We start from the raw sequence: 14,154 nt of genomic DNA on the forward strand, positions 1-14,154 counted from the left end.
GCTCAACCGGCCTTGATGTTGCGCTCCCGGACGAGCTTCCTGAACCGCTCGATCTCGCTGCGGACGAATCCACTGAATTGCTGCGGCGACATCAGAACCGGCTCCGCACCCTGGTTGGCGAGCTGTGCGCGCATGTCTTCGGTCCCGAGGATCGCGTTGATCTCGGCATTGAGCTTGTCGATGATGGCCGCCGGGACCTTCGCCGGCGCGAGCACGCCCCACCACTGCTGCGCCTGGAAGCCCGGGACGCCGGCTTCCGCGACCGTCGGGAGGTCCGGCACGAACTTCGAGCGCTGGGGGCTCGTGACCGCGATGGCGCGCAGCCGGTTGGCCTTCACCTGCGCCCACGCCGAAGGCAGGCTCATGAACACCATCGGCACTTCTCCTGCCACCGCTGCGGCGACCGCCGGCGCACCGCTCCTGTAGGGCACGTGAACGATCTCGATCCCGGTTTCCGCGGCGAACACTTCGGCTGCGAAGTGAATGACGCTGCCGGCGCCGGCCGAACCGTAGTTCACCTGGCCGGGGCGGCTCTTCGCCAGCGCTATCAGCTCCTTGATATTTTTCACCGGCACCGAGGGATGCACGATGACCAGAAATGGTCCGACGCCGACCATCGCCACGCCGGTGAGATCATTCACCGGATCGAACGGCAGCTTCGGCTGGATGGCGGCGCTGCCGGTGAAGGTGGCGGTCGGAAGCATGATCGTGTAGCCGTCCGGGGCGGCCTTGGCCACGAGGTCGGAGCCGATCATCTGGCCGGCGCCGGCGCGGTTGTCGACCACGAACGGCTGCCCGAGCCGCGGCCGGATTCGTTCTCCGATCAGGCGCGCAAGCACATCGGGCGAACCGCCCGCAGCGACCGGAACGACAACTTTTATGGGCCGGCTCGGATAGTCTTGGGCGGCAGCGGGCAGGCTGCACGAAAGCAGGGCAATACTCGAAGCGACCAGCACGAAACGCATGTTGTTTTCCTCCTCGTAAGCGGTTTGTTGCGGCAACCGTTGCATCGGGCGCTTGCCGATGGCGATCAGGATCGCGGCAGAGTCGACTGTACGGGGTCGAAGGCGCCGCCGCAATATCCGCGCGAAATTCGCGGCGCCCCGTCCATAAGGCAACAGGCATCCCAGGCTGCTGCGAGGTGAGGCATCCGACAGGCGAACCCGCTCTGAGGTTGCGGGTACGGCGCGGTGTCGGGGTGCAATATGCTTGGGCTACACTGCAGCTTTGCCGGAGGAGAGCGCCCATGATCCATGTCGTTGCCATCATCACGGCCAAGCCAGGCCAGCGCGAGGCGATCCTGCACGAGTTCCGAGCCAATGTGCCCAACGTGCGCGCGGAGGACGGCTGTATCGAGTACGGGCCCGGCATCGATGCTGAGGGGCTCGGCTCGTTCCAGACCAAGTTCGGGCCGGATACCTTCGTCGCGATCGAGAAGTGGCGCGATGCGCAGGCGTTGAAGGCGCACGCGGCGGCGCCGCACATGGCGGCGTACGCGGCCAAGGTGAAGGACCTGATCGCGAGCCGCGTGATTCACGTCTTGTCCCCGGCCGACTGATTTGCCATCAGGCCGCCACGGGCAGGCGCATCAGGTATTCGAAGGCGCCCAGCGACGCCGATGCGCCCGCGCCCATCGAAATCACGATCTGCTTGAACGGCACGTCGGTGCAATCGCCGGCCGCGAATACGCCGGGAAGCGAGGTTTGTCCCCTCGCATCGACCGCGATCTCGCCCCGCGGGGTGAGCTTCAGGGCGCCTTGCAGCCACTCGGTATTCGGCAGCAGGCCGATCTGCACGAACACGCCCTCGAGCTCGATGCGTCTGGACTCGCCCGAGCCGCGGTCGGTGTAGACGAGGCCGTTCACCTTGGCGCCATCACCGCTCACTTCGGTGGTGGCAGCCTGCGTGATCACCGTGACATTCGGCAGGCTGAAGAGCCGTTTTTGCAGCACGGCGTCGGCGCGCAGCACCGGGTCGTATTCGAGCAGCGTGACGTGGCGGACGATATTCGCCAGATCGATGGCGGCTTCCACGCCCGAGTTGCCGCCGCCGACGACGGCGACGTGCTTGCCCTTGAAGAGCGGCCCGTCGCAGTGCGGGCAGTAGGCCACGCCCTTGTTGCGGTATTGACGCTCGCCGGGAACGTTCATCTCGCGCCAGCGTGCGCCGGTGGCTAGAACCACCGAGCGTGCCTTCAAGGTCGCGCCGTTCTCCAGCTCGACGCCGATCAGATCGGTTGCCGGGATGAGCCGCGCGGCACGCTGCAGGTTCACGATGTCGACGTCGTACTCTTTCACGTGTTGCTCCAGCGAGACCACGAGCTGCGGTCCCTCGGTCTGCCTGACCGAGATGAAGTTCTCGATGCCGAGCGTATCGAGCACCTGGCCGCCGAAGCGCTCGGCCACCAGCCCCGTGCGGATACCTTTGCGCGCCGCATAGATGGCCGCCGCAGCGCCCGCGGGGCCACCGCCGACGACCAGCATGTCGTAAGGCGCTGCGGCGTCGAGGCGGGTAGCCTCGCGCGCAGCGGCGCCCGAATCGAGCCGTGTGACGATCTCTTCCAGCGTCATGCGGCCCTGTCCGAACGGCTCGCCGTTGAGGTACACCGTCGGCACGGCCATGATCTCGCGCGCCGACACTTCGTCCTGGAAGCGGGCACCGTCGATCATCACGTGAGTGATGGCCGGATTGAGGGCCGCCATGAGGTTGAGCGCCTGCACCACGTCCGGGCAGTTGTGGCACGAGAGCGAGATGTAGGTCTCGAACGCAGCCGGACCGGGAAGCGCGCGGATCTGCGCAATCGTCTCGGCCGAAACCTTCGGCGGGTGGCCGCCCGCTTGCAGCAGCGCGAGCACGAGCGAGCTGAGCTCGTGGCCCAGCGGCAGGCCGGCAAAGCTCACCCGCGCGATTTCCCCGGCGGGGCCGACTTCGAACGAGGGACGCCGGCTGGCTTTGCCATCCTCGTGCAACTGCAGCAGCGGCGAAAGCTCGCAGATCTCGTGCAGCAACTCGCTGACTTCCCGCGCGGCGTCGCTCGCATCGAGCGACGCACGTAGCGTCACCGGCCGCTGCAATTTCTGCAGATAGGTTTCGAGTTGGGCCTTGATCGCACTGTCGAGCATTCGGTTCTCCCCGCGCCGCGTATGAGAAATCGTTGAGATCGTTGGTCGTTTCCGTGCAGACGGAATCCAGGACGCTGTCGTACGCCTGGGCCCGCCTGCGTGCAGAGACGAACGAGTTCTGGTCGGATCGTCCTTGAATGGGTTGCTTGCGCTGCTCCCGTGCGGAAGCAGCGCATGCGGGCAGCCGATATCAGATCTTGCCGACCAGGTCGAGCGAGGGCGAAAGGGTCGCTTCGCCTTCCTTCCACTTGGCGGGACAGACTTCGCCCGGATGGGCCGCCACGTATTGGGCAGCCTTCACCTTGCGCAACAGCTCGCGCGCATCGCGCCCTACGCCGCCGGCGGTGATCTCGACGATCTGGATGCGGCCCTCGGGGTCGATCACGAAGCTGCCGCGGTCGGCCAGGCCCTCGGCTTCGATCATCACGCCGAAGTTGCGCGTGATGACGCCGGTCGGGTCGCCGATCATCGGATACTTGATCCTGCCGATGGTGTCGGATGTGTCGTGCCACGCCTTGTGCGTGAAGTGCGTGTCGGTCGATACCGAGTAGATCTCGACGCCCAGCTTCTTGAACTCTGCGTAGACGTCGGCGAGGTCGCCGAGCTCGGTCGGACAGACGAACGTGAAGTCGGCCGGGTAGAAGAAGACCACGGACCACTTGCCCTTCAGATCCTTGTCGGTCACCGTCACGAACTTGCCGTTGTGGTAGGCCTGGGCCGTGAAGGGCTTGATCTCGCTGTTGATGTAGGACATTGCGTGTTTTCCTTTGAGCGTCGTTGGGACGAACCGATGTTAGGCGGCAGCGATCGGTTAGTAAAATTGATTATTTTCATCTGTACGATGAGTAAAACATATCGATACTGCCACAGTCGCGGCAGTCGAGATGCCGTATCGCAGGCGAGGGGTCAACTACGGAAATTGAGGCAGGAAACCCGCGGAACCAAGCGGTCGCAGCGGGCTTCCGAGCAGTTGTCGGCAGGCTCGAGCGCTACTCGATGTTCTGCACCTGCTCGCGCATCTGCTCGATCAGCACCTTGAGCTCCACCGCGACCTGGGTCGACTCCAGGTCGGCGGACTTCGAGCCGAGCGTGTTCGCCTCGCGATTGAATTCCTGCATGAGAAAGTCGAGACGGCGGCCCACCGCACCGCCGCGACCGAGGACGTGCTCGAGTTCCTTGATATGGGCGTTCAGGCGTGAGAGCTCTTCGTCTACATCGATCTTGGATGCGAACAGCACGATCTCCTGGCGCATGCGATCGTCGTCGGGGTTGAGGCCGGCTTCCAGCAGGCGCGCGGTGAGCTTCTCGCCGTAGGCCTTCACCAGAGCCGGAACCTTGGGCGCGACCTGTTGCACCAGCACCTGCATGCGCGCGGCCCGGTCGAGTACCGTCTGCGCGAGTTGCGCGCCTTCGCGCGCGCGCGAGCCGTTGAATTCGGCGAGCGCCTGCTCGACCAGCTCGCGCGCCGCACTGCCGAGCTCGTCGAGGGAAAGATCGGGCTCGCCGATCACCCCCGGCCAGCGCAGGATATCGGCCACCTGCAAGGCGCGCGCGTCCGGCACCAGTTCCTGCACGTGCCGGCCGGCCGCGGCCAGGCGTTGCACCAGGTCTTTGTTCAGATCGAGCAGTCCCTGCGCCGCCGGCAGATAGGCGAGGCTTGCCCGACACTCCAGCTTGCCGCGGTTGACCTTCGTGCCGATCAGCTCGCGCAGCTGCGACTCAACGGCGCGCAACTCCTCGGGCAAGCGAAACGCGACGTCGAGATAGCGTGAGTTGACCGAGCGCAATTCCACGCTCAGCACGCAACGAGCCAGCGTGCGCGCCGCGGATGCGTATCCGGTCATGCTGTAGATCATCGCGCCTGCCTTTACTTCGCGGAAACGAACCCAGACAATGGGGGCTCGAAGATAGCACAGTGCAAAATCCCATGCGACCGAGCGGCAGAGCCCCGACGCAATTGCGCCCCGTGCGCATCGTGCGTGGATTCACGCGCCATGCCGAGGGTTCGGTGTTGATCGAATGCGGTGAAACCCGGGTGCTGTGCACGGCGAGCGTGGAAGACTCGGTGCCGCCGTTTCTCAAGGGCAGCGGACGAGGTTGGGTGACGGCCGAATACGGCATGCTGCCGCGCTCGACCAACACGCGCAACGCGCGCGAAGCGGCCCGCGGCAAGCAGTCCGGCCGCACGCTCGAAATCCAGCGCCTGATCGGGCGCGCGCTGCGGACGGCCGTCGATCTCGAGCGGCTGGGCGAGCGGCAGATCACGATCGACTGCGACGTGCTGCAAGCCGACGGCGGGACGCGCACCGCATCGATCACGGGCGGATTCGTCGCGTTGCATGATGCCATCTCGTTACTGTGCGAGCGCCGGATACTGCCCTCGATGCCGATCGTCGATTCCGTTGCGGCGGTTTCCGTCGGCATTCACTCCGGCGTCCCGGTGCTCGATCTCGACTATGCGGAGGATTCGGCCTGCGATACCGACATGAACGTCGTCATGACGGGCAGCGGCGGTATCGTCGAGATCCAGGGCACCGCCGAGCGCGCGCCCTTCTCGCACGGCGAGCTGGACGAAATGCTGCAGCTCGCGCGCCAGGGGATCGCAGAGCTGGTCGCTGCCCAGCGCGCGGCGCTTGGGGCTTAGTCCCCGATCGCCCGGCGGTCGCGGAAGCTCATCATGAGGCACGGTCTGGCGCGCGTGGTGGTGGCCTCGGGCAATCCCGGCAAGCTGCGCGAGCTTAACGCGCTGTTGCAGCCGCTCGGCATCGAAGCGATGGCGCAGCGCTTGCTGGGTGTTGCGGAAACCGAGGAGCCGCACCCGACTTTCGTCGAGAACGCGCTCGCCAAGGCGCGCAATGCCGCGCGCCATACGGGGCTGCCCTCGCTTGCCGACGATTCCGGGATCCTGGCCGATGCGCTCGGCGGCGAGCCGGGCGTGCACTCGGCACGCTATGCCGGCGAACCGAAATCCGACCAGCGCAACAACCGCAAGCTCATCGAGATGCTTCGCCACGCGCCGACCCGCGCGGCGCACTACTATTGCGTGATCGTGCTGATGCGCCATGCCGACGATCCGCAGCCGCTGGTTGCCGAGGGATTCTGGCACGGCCAGATCGTGCTGCAGCCGCGCGGCGGTGGCGGGTTCGGCTACGACCCGTATTTTCTGCTGCCCGAGCTCGGTCTCACAGCGGCCGAGCTCGACGCCGAGCACAAAAATCGCATCAGCCACCGCGGCCAGGCACTCGCCATGCTGGCATCCCGGTTGAGCAGGTCGTGATGGCTGCGAATCGAACCATGGCTCCCGCATCCATTCTCCTCGATGCGCCTAACACCGCTTCGGGTGCGAAGCACATGGCGCGCGGACCGCGGTTTGCATCGTTGCCGCCGCTCTCGCTCTACGTCCACGTTCCCTGGTGCGTGCGCAAGTGCCCATACTGCGATTTCAACTCGCACGAGCTGCGCGCTTCGTTACCCGAGCGCGAGTACGTGGATGCGCTGACCGCGGACCTGGAGCAGTTCCTTCCCCGCATTTGGGGCCGGCCCGTCTACACGATCTTTTTCGGCGGCGGCACGCCGAGCCTGTTTTCGCCACAGGCGATCGATGCCGTGCTGCAAGCGGTTCGTGCGCGCGTACGCCTCGACGCGACCGCCGAGATCACGCTCGAGGCCAATCCCGGAACGGCCGACGCCGGACACTTCGAGGGTTACCGCGCGGCGGGCGTGAACCGGTTGTCGATCGGCGTGCAAAGCTTCGATGACGCGAAACTCGCGGCGCTCGGGCGCATTCACGATGGCCGGCAGGCGCGCCAGGCGATCGAACTGGCGCAGCGCCACTTTGCCAACGTGAACATCGACCTCATGTATGCACTGCCCAGCCAAACTGCGGTCAATGCGCTCGCCGACATCGAGGCGGCGATTGCGATCGGTCCGACGCATATTTCGGCCTATCACCTGACCATCGAACCCAACACGCTATTTCACCGCTTCCCCCCGCCGGTGCCGGACGACGATGCCGCCGCCGAGATGCAGGACGCGATCGAGGCGCGTCTGGCACAGGCCGGCTACGAGAATTACGAAACGTCCGCCTTCGCCCGCCCGGGGTGTCGCTGCGCGCACAATCTCAACTACTGGCGCTTCGGCGACTACCTCGGCATCGGCGCCGGCGCGCACAGCAAGATCTCGTTTCCCGAGCGAATCGTGCGCGAAATGAAGCATAAGCACCCGCGGCAGTACATGGCGCAGGCGGCCGAGGGCGCGGTCCAGGAAGCGCATGAAGTGCCGGCACGCGATCTGCCGTTCGAGTTCATGATGAATGCGTTGCGCATGACGGACGGCTTCGCGCTGCGGTTGTACGAGGAGCGCACGGGCTTGCCGCTCACGTCGGTCCTGAGCCTGCTGGATGCTGCGGAGCGAGACGGTCTCATCGAGCGCGACCATCTCGCGGTACGGCCGAGCGCACGCGGCAGGCGCTTTCTCAACGATCTGCTGCAACGCTTCCTGCCTATTGAAGGTTCGGAAAGTGGCTGACAAGCCGTCGGGCTCGCGCAGCAAGCTCTACAGCGGACGGCGAAAGACGATGTCGTGCACGGCGTGACCGAGCGCAAGCCCGCGGCGCTCGAACTTGGTCAACGGACGATAGGCCGGGCGCGGTGCGTAGCGCTCGGCGCTGTTTTCGAGCTCGGTCTGGCCGAGAACATCCACAATCCACTCGGCATAGTCCTGCCAATCGGTGGCGACATGGAGATAGCCGCCCGGGCGCAGCCGCGTCACCAGCAGGCGCGCGAAGCTTACTTGCAACAGGCGCCGCTTGTGGTGGCGCTTCTTCGGCCACGGGTCGGGGAAGAAGATGTGGATGCCGCTCAAGGACGCGGCCGCGATCATGTGCTCCACCACCTCGGCGGCATCGTGCTGAACGATGCGCAGGTTCGTGAGCTCTCGCGCCTCGATCATGCGCAGCAGGCTGCCGACCCCGGGGGCGTGCACTTCCACACCGAGATAGTCGCTTTGCGGGGTCGAAGCCGCGATCTCGGCGCTCGTCTCTCCCATGCCGAATCCGATTTCCAGCACGACCGGCGCGCTGCGCAAGAAGACGCGGGCGAAATCGAGCGGCGCGTGACTGTAAGGCAAGCCGTAGCGCGGGAGCAGGCGTTCGTGCGCCGCGCGCTGCGCATCCGTCATCCTGCCCTGTCGCAGCACGTAGCTTCGAATGGAACGCTGCTCGTTCATGGGCGCAGCCGTGCGTGCGGCGTGAAGGCGGGCGGACGTGAGAAAACGCCGCAGGCGAGACGCTTCGACCTGCGGCGCGGGCTTGGAAAAGCGGCTGCTCGTTTCAGCCCTTCAGCATTTCATGCCTTGCCGATGAGGCCGGTGGTGGGCGAGCTCGGTGCAGCCGAGTAGGGTTTCTTCGGCATGCGGCCGGCGAGGAACGCTTCGCGGCCGGCTTCGACCGCTTTGCGCATGGCGCTCGCCATCAACACCGGGTCCGACGCGCCTGCGATCGCGGTGTTCATGAGCACGCCGTCGCAGCCGAGCTCCATGGCAATGGCAGCGTCCGAGGCCGTGCCGACGCCGGCATCGACCAGCACGGGCACTTTGGCGTTGGCGATGATGATCTGCAGATTCCACGGATTGAGAATCCCCATGCCGGAGCCGATCAGCGATGCGAGCGGCATGACGGCACAGCAGCCGATCTCCTCCAGCCGCTTGGCCAGGATCGGATCGTCGCTGCAGTAGACCATGACCTTGAAACCGTCCTTCACCAGGACTTCGGCGGCCTGCAGCGTTTCCACCATGTTGGGAAAGAGCGTGGCCGGATCGCCGAGCACTTCCAGCTTCACCAGCTCGTGGCCGTCGAGCAGCTCGCGTGCGAGGCGCAAGGTACGCACGGCATCGTCGGCCGTGTAGCAGCCCGCCGTATTGGGCAGGATCGTGAAGCGGCCGGGCGGAAGAAATTCGAGCAGGCTCGGCTCGTTGGCGTTCTGGCCGATGTTGGTGCGGCGGATGGCCACGGTGACAATCTCCGCACCGCTCGCGTCGACGGCAGCGCGCGTCTGCGCGAAGTCCTTGTACTTTCCCGTTCCGACCAGCAGCCGGGAGCGGAAGGTGCGCCCGGCCAGCGCGAGAGAATCCATCTTGTCCTGCGGGGTCATGTGCGAATACTCCGGCCTGTTGCGGTCGCGGTCATCAGCCGCCTCCGACCGCTACCACGATCTCGATCCGGTCGCCATCCGCGAGCCATTGCTCGCCAAAGCGGCTGCGCGGGACGATGTCGCCGTTGCGTTCCAGGGCGACACGCTTGCCGGTCAGCTCCAGCACGCCGAGCAAGGCATCGACCTTGAGCGGGGCATCGAAGCGGCGCGGCTCGCCATTGATGGTGAGTGCGATCACGGGCGGTGACAGGCGAAAACGAGGCAGCTGCAGGGACAAGAATTCTAGCATGCGCCTGCCGGGGAGCAGGCGTCCGCGCGCTGATTGGCCGGGCGTGGGCACGTGACCCGTGCGGCCGTCCGGCAGTCCCACAACCGCGCATGGTCCTCCATCTTGCCCGACACGATGATGGCGATTGGGAGGGGCCCGGGGAGCGCGTGCCCGTTACCGATGCTGTCTATAATCGCCGAGGAAAATGGGGACGCACACAATTTCCGGACAATGGCGTGCGTCCTCATTTGCCGGTTGGCCGGGAAATTGTGTGCGTCCCCATTTTCCGTGGTTTGCGATCGATGCGTGCGACGACTGGGTGGATGGTCTTGGCTGCCGCGATGCCGCTGGATGCCGCCGCCCAGGCGGCGGCCAGCGATTCGGCTCGCGCGCTGGGACCGGAGGTGGTAGTCAGCGCGACGCGCGACGAGGCACGCGAGTTCGACTTGCCGGTTGCAATAGACAGCGTCGACGCGCGCGCGGTGCGCGAAGGCAACGCCCGGGTCAACCTGTCCGAGTCGCTCAGTCGCGTTTCGGGCATCGTCGTTCAGAACCGGCAAAACTACGCGCAGGATCTGCAGGTGTCCTCGCGCGGCTTCGGCGCCCGGGCGGCGTTCGGCGTGCGCGGCGTGCGCCTGGTTGCCGACGGAATCCCGGCGACGATGCCGGACGGACAAGGCCAGAGCGCCACCTTCAGCCTCAGCTCGGCGAGCCGCATCGAGGTGCTGCGCGGACCGTTCGCATCGCTCTACGGCAATGCGTCCGGCGGGTTCATCCAGACTTTCACCGAGGATGGCCCGGAACGGCCGACTCTGCGACCGAGCGCGAGCTTCGGCAGCTACGATACGTATCGCGCGGGTCTCAATTTCGGCGGCACGGCGGGCGCGCTCAATTACCTGGTCGACGCTTCGCGTTTCCAGACCGACGGCTATCGCGACCATAGCGCGGCGCGGCGCGATCAGCTCAATGCCAAGTTTCGCATCGCCTTTACCACCGGCGCCACCCTGACCGCCCTCGTCAATGCGCTGGAGCAGCCCGACACCCAGGACCCGCTCGGATTGCGGCGCGCGCAGATGGAAGCGAACCCGCGCCAGGTCGATCCCGCCGCGATCCTTTTCAACACACGCAAGAGCATCGAGCATCGCCAGGGCGGGCTCGTGTACGAGCATCCGGTCGGCGGCGGCGACGTGCTGCGTGCTTCGGTCTATGGCGGCGGGCGCGACGTGGTGCAGTATCTTTCGATTCCGCTCGGCCCACAGCTGGCGCCGACTTCCGGGGGTGGGGTGGTGGATCTCGATCGCGCCTTCGGTGGCGGCAGCTTGCGCTACACCGCCTCGCGGCAAACCGCGGCCGGCCCGATCAAGCTCACCGGCGGGGTCGAGTACCAGCGCATGGACGAGCGCCGGAAAGGCTTCATCAACAACTTCGGCACGCGCGGGGCGCTCAAGCGCGATCAGGACGATCGCGTATCGAGCACCGACTTCTTCGCGATCGGCGAATGGGGCTTCGCGCCGCACTGGGTGCTCACTGGGGGCGCCCGTACGAGCCGCATCCGGTTCGAATCGCGCGACCACTTCATCGCCCCCGGCAACCCCGACGACAGCGGCGCGGTCAGCCATTCGGGTAGCAGCACGGCGCTGGGCCTGCTGTACAAGCTGAGCGAGCAGGTGCACTTGTACGCAGCCGCGGGTCGCGGTTTCGAGACACCGACACTCGCCGAGCTGTCGTATCGCCCCGATCGCACCAGCGGGCTCAATTTCAGTCTCGAGCCGAGCCGCTCCAAGCAGATCGAAGCCGGCATCAAGGCGAACCTCATCCCCGGGCAGCGGCTTCGGCTGACGCTATACGAGATCGAGACGCGCGATGAGATCGTCGTCAACGCGGCCTCGGGCGGGCGTACCGACTTCAAGAACGCGGGCCGCACGCGCCGGCAGGGCGTGGAGGCTTCGTGGGAGGTGGTCTACGACAACGGCATCGAGGCGTACGTGGCCTGGAGCTGGGTCGACGCGCATTACCGCGACGCGTTTACCTCGGGTACGCCGCCGGTCGTCATTCCGGCCGGCAACCGGCTGCCCGGCGTGGCTGCGAGCACGCTCTATGCCGAGCTGATCTGGCGGCACGCTGTGAGCGGCTTTTATGTCGGCGTAGAGGGGCGCCGTGTCGGCCGGGTGGCCGTCGACGATCGCAATAGCGAATTCGCCGCGAGCTATGCGGTGGCCTCCGCGCGGTTGGGCTTCGAGCAGCGCGGCAGGCAATGGCGGTTGAACGAGTTCGTTCGGGTCGACAACATCACCGACCGGCGCTATGCCGGCTCGGTTATCGTCGCCGACGGCAACCGTCGCTTCTACGAGCCCGCGCCGGGACGCAACTACCTGCTCGGTGTAGAAGCCTCGCTGGCGTTCTAAAGGACGTGCTGAACAATCTCATTGCCCCGGAAACGGCAACCCAGGGATCGATTGAACGCTGGCTGCAGCATTCGGCAGTGGCGCAAATCAGGCTTGCTGACGGCTGCGCGCAGCGCTCGGCCGGGCGGCGATGCGGTCCAGTTCGGCCGCCACGCGCTGCAGCTCCTCATCCCAGCTGCGGTCCCATGGCTTGTAGAAGCGGCGCACGCTGGGCTGCCAGGGCGAATAGGGTTGGTTGAGCCCATGCCAGTCGATGCCCGAGTTGAGCTGCCAGGTCGGGACGCCGGCGGCGCCTGCGATAGCGCCGGCAGCCGATGGAGCGGCAATGACCAGGTCGAGGGTGGTCGTGAGTGCGCACAGTGCGTCCAAATCTTTGCTGCGATCGAGCCCGGGCGGGTGATGCAAGCGCACGTTTGAGCCCGCCACCGACTCGTCGACTCGCGCCGAGCAAGCGTCGGCCTGCAGGCAGACGAAATGAACGCGGTCGCGACGCAGCAGCGGCAGCCATTGCCTGGCGCGTGGGCAATTGGGTCCCGACTGCGCGTTCGGATCGTCGCTGCGAAGAACGATTCCCACCTTGAGCCCGCCGCCGAGGCCGTTGAGCCATGCCCGCCAGCGCATCTGCTCCTCGGTATTTGCAACGAGGTAGCCGGTACGCTTGGGGAAGGCCGCGATATCGGGACGCAACACGCCCGCAAGGCTGCCGAACGGGAGCTGGAAGTCGCAGGCCGGAGAAAGTTCGGCGCGACCATCGGCGCGATCATCGGCACGCTCGGCGACGAAGCGGACGGCAGGAAACGATCGGCGCAATAGCGAGATCAGCCGCGGATCGCATTCCACGGTGAGATCGGCCTGGCGCGCCAGCAGATCGGGCAGCATCGAAAGAAAGACGACCTGGTCGTGCAGCCGCGGCTCGGGCCATAGCCACAGGTGTCGTCCGCGCACGGGCGTGTTGCTCCATTCGCGGGCGACCGGGACTTCCGGCAAGGGAGCGTTCGGCAGCCGCCAGCGCCAATCGAACTCGGCCCAGCCGCAGCTCAATGTGCCGCGCGCAAGGCGCGAAGCGGCGCGCAACCAGTGCGCTTCGGCGTCGGCATAGTCGGCCGCCAGCATCGCATCCAGAATGCGCTCGGCTTCCTCGTGCCGCCCCATTTCCAGCAATGCGAGCGCCAGATTGCATCGCGCCGATCGCATCCCGGGCACGAGGGCGAGCGCGCAGCGGCACAGCCGCTCCACTTCGTCGAAGCGGCCGCGCGTGCCTTCGAGCGCTGCAAGCGTGACCAATGCACCGGTATGCCGCGCATTGGCGCGTGCCGCGACGCGGGTCGCGAGCAGCCGTTTCCTGCGATCCTGAACCAGGTGTTCCACGATTGGAAAGGCGGCGGTCACGGCGGGCTGGCGTAACGCGTCGCGCATTCGCCGGGAACCGAGGGCGGCGCGTGTCGGGTTCGATTGCATGTGTCGGGGAGGGCAGAGGGTCAGCCTGGAAGTTAGCAGTGCGTTGCCTGCGGTTCAGGCCGCATTAGGCGCCCCTTTGCGGTGCAATTCGCGCGTTTGCGCTGCAGCTCGATGGCATGGCGCCGCGTGACTGCCGAACACCGCCGGCGCGCCGTTGGCTCGGTTGCAAGCCCAGGATCGGCCCCCTAGAATCCCCCGCATGCGGGTGTAGCTCAATGGCAGAGCAGAAGCTTCCCAAGCTTACGACGAGGGTTCGATTCCCTTCACCCGCTCAGTCCATAGAAGGCTGTGGAGTTCTACTGCGTTCTATGCCATGCACGATGCGATCGAGGATCGCGTCGGCGAGCGTCGGGTCGTTGAGATATTCATACCAGTGCTCGACCGGCAGTTGGCTTGTGATGAGCGTGGCTTTGCCGCTGGTTCGGTCATCGAGGACTTCGAGCAGATCGGTACGCTCGGCTTGGCCGATGGGAGCGAGGGCGAAGTCATCGAGTAATGTTGTGCGCAACATTACTGGACGAGCTGGGCTATCTGCAGTTTAGCCAAGCCGGCGGAGCGTTGCTCTTCCACCTGTTCTCGAAGCTCTGCGAACGCACCAGCGTGGTCATCACGACGAACCGCTTATGCGGTGCACCGCATAAGCGGTTTAATGCGGCGAACATTGTTATGCAAAGTGAGCCGCGCACGCACGACTTCCTCCAACGTCTCGAATCGCGCTCGGTGGGCGCCTCTGCGGGCTAGAGACTCCGCAT

14 protein-coding genes, 1 tRNA gene and 1 pseudogene are annotated in these 14,154 nt (G+C 65.9%); 7 read left to right on the plus strand and 9 right to left on the minus strand.

Translation table 11 applies throughout. The features are described 5' to 3' along the window. Positions 1–2 precede the first annotated feature (2 nt). A complete protein-coding gene (locus GEV05_17785) occupies positions 3–1,010 on the minus strand; it encodes a tripartite tricarboxylate transporter substrate binding protein (protein ID MPZ45207.1) in 1,008 nt (335 codons plus the stop codon). 236 nt (positions 1,011–1,246) lie between these two features. Between GEV05_17785 and GEV05_17790 the strand changes: the two genes are divergently transcribed. Beyond that, positions 1,247–1,558 carry an antibiotic biosynthesis monooxygenase gene (locus GEV05_17790; GenBank protein MPZ45208.1) on the plus strand — a complete coding sequence of 104 codons (312 nt, stop codon included), beginning with the start codon at positions 1,247–1,249 and terminating at the stop codon, positions 1,556–1,558. Positions 1,559–1,565: 7 nt separating this feature from the next. Here the strand turns inward: GEV05_17790 and ahpF are convergent, their stop codons facing one another. The 3 genes from ahpF to GEV05_17805 form a co-directional block, all read right to left on the minus strand. Continuing rightward, positions 1,566–3,122, minus strand: coding sequence for an alkyl hydroperoxide reductase subunit F (ahpF, locus tag GEV05_17795; GenBank protein ID MPZ45209.1), 1,557 nt, complete (start codon positions 3,120–3,122; stop codon positions 1,566–1,568). A 190-nt stretch (positions 3,123–3,312) separates the two neighbouring features. After that, positions 3,313–3,876 carry a peroxiredoxin gene (ahpC, locus tag GEV05_17800; GenBank protein MPZ45210.1) on the minus strand — a complete coding sequence of 188 codons (564 nt, stop codon included), beginning with the start codon at positions 3,874–3,876 and terminating at the stop codon, positions 3,313–3,315. 235 nt (positions 3,877–4,111) lie between these two features. Then, a complete protein-coding gene (locus GEV05_17805) occupies positions 4,112–4,978 on the minus strand; it encodes a YicC family protein (GenBank protein MPZ45211.1) in 867 nt (288 codons plus the stop codon). Between the two features lie 71 nt (positions 4,979–5,049). Between GEV05_17805 and GEV05_17810 the strand changes: the two genes are divergently transcribed. From GEV05_17810 to GEV05_17820, 3 genes are read left to right on the plus strand one after another with little or no spacing between them, the layout of a single operon-like run. After that, complete coding sequence (locus tag GEV05_17810; protein ID MPZ45212.1) at positions 5,050–5,766, plus strand: ribonuclease PH; 717 nt, start codon at positions 5,050–5,052, stop codon at positions 5,764–5,766. A gap of 33 nt (positions 5,767–5,799) precedes the next feature. Beyond that, positions 5,800–6,399 carry an RdgB/HAM1 family non-canonical purine NTP pyrophosphatase gene (gene rdgB, locus GEV05_17815; GenBank protein MPZ45213.1) on the plus strand — a complete coding sequence of 200 codons (600 nt, stop codon included), beginning with the start codon at positions 5,800–5,802 and terminating at the stop codon, positions 6,397–6,399. Between the two features lie 17 nt (positions 6,400–6,416). Then, positions 6,417–7,649: an oxygen-independent coproporphyrinogen III oxidase-like protein gene (locus tag GEV05_17820; protein ID MPZ45214.1), complete on the plus strand. Its 1,233-nt coding sequence runs from the start codon at positions 6,417–6,419 to the stop codon at positions 7,647–7,649. Positions 7,650–7,676: 27 nt separating this feature from the next. Here the strand turns inward: GEV05_17820 and trmB are convergent, their stop codons facing one another. From trmB to thiS, 3 genes are all read right to left on the minus strand, one after another. Further along, a complete protein-coding gene (trmB, locus tag GEV05_17825; protein MPZ45215.1) occupies positions 7,677–8,348 on the minus strand; it encodes a tRNA (guanosine(46)-N7)-methyltransferase TrmB in 672 nt (223 codons plus the stop codon). Positions 8,349–8,467: 119 nt separating this feature from the next. Continuing rightward, on the minus strand, positions 8,468–9,253 hold the full coding sequence (locus GEV05_17830; GenBank protein MPZ45216.1) for a thiazole synthase: 786 nt from the start codon (positions 9,251–9,253) through the stop codon (positions 8,468–8,470). Positions 9,254–9,305: 52 nt separating this feature from the next. After that, complete coding sequence (gene thiS / locus GEV05_17835) at positions 9,306–9,509, minus strand: sulfur carrier protein ThiS (GenBank protein ID MPZ45217.1); 204 nt, start codon at positions 9,507–9,509, stop codon at positions 9,306–9,308. 332 nt (positions 9,510–9,841) lie between these two features. Between thiS and GEV05_17840 the strand changes: the two genes are divergently transcribed. Beyond that, the gene (locus tag GEV05_17840; GenBank protein ID MPZ45218.1) at positions 9,842–11,944 is read left to right on the plus strand and encodes a TonB-dependent receptor plug domain-containing protein; all 2,103 of its coding nucleotides are present in this window, start codon (positions 9,842–9,844) and stop codon (positions 11,942–11,944) included. A gap of 87 nt (positions 11,945–12,031) precedes the next feature. Here the strand turns inward: GEV05_17840 and GEV05_17845 are convergent, their stop codons facing one another. After that, positions 12,032–13,402: a tetratricopeptide repeat protein gene (locus tag GEV05_17845; protein ID MPZ45219.1), complete on the minus strand. Its 1,371-nt coding sequence runs from the start codon at positions 13,400–13,402 to the stop codon at positions 12,032–12,034. A gap of 201 nt (positions 13,403–13,603) precedes the next feature. Here GEV05_17845 and GEV05_17850 point away from each other — a divergent pair. Further along, positions 13,604–13,674 (plus strand) — tRNA-Gly (locus GEV05_17850). Here the strand turns inward: GEV05_17850 and GEV05_17855 are convergent. Then, positions 13,674–13,913, minus strand: a complete 240-nt coding sequence (locus tag GEV05_17855) for a hypothetical protein (GenBank protein MPZ45220.1) — start codon at positions 13,911–13,913, stop codon at positions 13,674–13,676. The two genes, GEV05_17850 and GEV05_17855, sit on opposite strands and share 1 nt — an antisense overlap. Here GEV05_17855 and GEV05_17860 point away from each other — a divergent pair. Next, a pseudogene (locus tag GEV05_17860) lies at positions 13,913–14,020 on the plus strand (ATP-binding protein). The gene GEV05_17855 and the pseudogene GEV05_17860 sit on opposite strands and share 1 nt — an antisense overlap. Positions 14,021–14,154 lie beyond the last annotated feature (134 nt).

Source organism: Betaproteobacteria bacterium (assembly GCA_009377585.1).
Taxonomy (GTDB): domain Bacteria; phylum Pseudomonadota; class Gammaproteobacteria; order Burkholderiales; family WYBJ01; genus WYBJ01.

Bases quoted from the DNA above. Each gene is read 5' to 3' on its own strand.
- GEV05_17785 (MPZ45207.1), bottom strand. From the start codon at position 1,010: ATGCAACGGTTGCCGCAACAAACCGCTTACGAGGAGGAAAACAACATG.
- GEV05_17790 (MPZ45208.1), top strand. From the start codon at position 1,247: ATGATCCATGTCGTTGCCATCATCACGGCCAAGCCAGGCCAGCGCGAG.
- ahpF (MPZ45209.1), bottom strand. From the start codon at position 3,122: ATGCTCGACAGTGCGATCAAGGCCCAACTCGAAACCTATCTGCAGAAA.
- ahpC (MPZ45210.1), bottom strand. From the start codon at position 3,876: ATGTCCTACATCAACAGCGAGATCAAGCCCTTCACGGCCCAGGCCTAC.
- GEV05_17805 (MPZ45211.1), bottom strand. From the start codon at position 4,978: ATGATCTACAGCATGACCGGATACGCATCCGCGGCGCGCACGCTGGCT.
- GEV05_17810 (MPZ45212.1), top strand. From the start codon at position 5,050: ATGCGACCGAGCGGCAGAGCCCCGACGCAATTGCGCCCCGTGCGCATC.
- rdgB (MPZ45213.1), top strand. From the start codon at position 5,800: ATGAGGCACGGTCTGGCGCGCGTGGTGGTGGCCTCGGGCAATCCCGGC.
- GEV05_17820 (MPZ45214.1), top strand. From the start codon at position 6,417: ATGGCTCCCGCATCCATTCTCCTCGATGCGCCTAACACCGCTTCGGGT.
- trmB (MPZ45215.1), bottom strand. From the start codon at position 8,348: ATGAACGAGCAGCGTTCCATTCGAAGCTACGTGCTGCGACAGGGCAGG.
- GEV05_17830 (MPZ45216.1), bottom strand. From the start codon at position 9,253: ATGGATTCTCTCGCGCTGGCCGGGCGCACCTTCCGCTCCCGGCTGCTG.
- GEV05_17840 (MPZ45218.1), top strand. From the start codon at position 9,842: ATGCGTGCGACGACTGGGTGGATGGTCTTGGCTGCCGCGATGCCGCTG.
- GEV05_17845 (MPZ45219.1), bottom strand. From the start codon at position 13,402: ATGCAATCGAACCCGACACGCGCCGCCCTCGGTTCCCGGCGAATGCGC.
- GEV05_17855 (MPZ45220.1), bottom strand. From the start codon at position 13,913: ATGTTGCGCACAACATTACTCGATGACTTCGCCCTCGCTCCCATCGGC.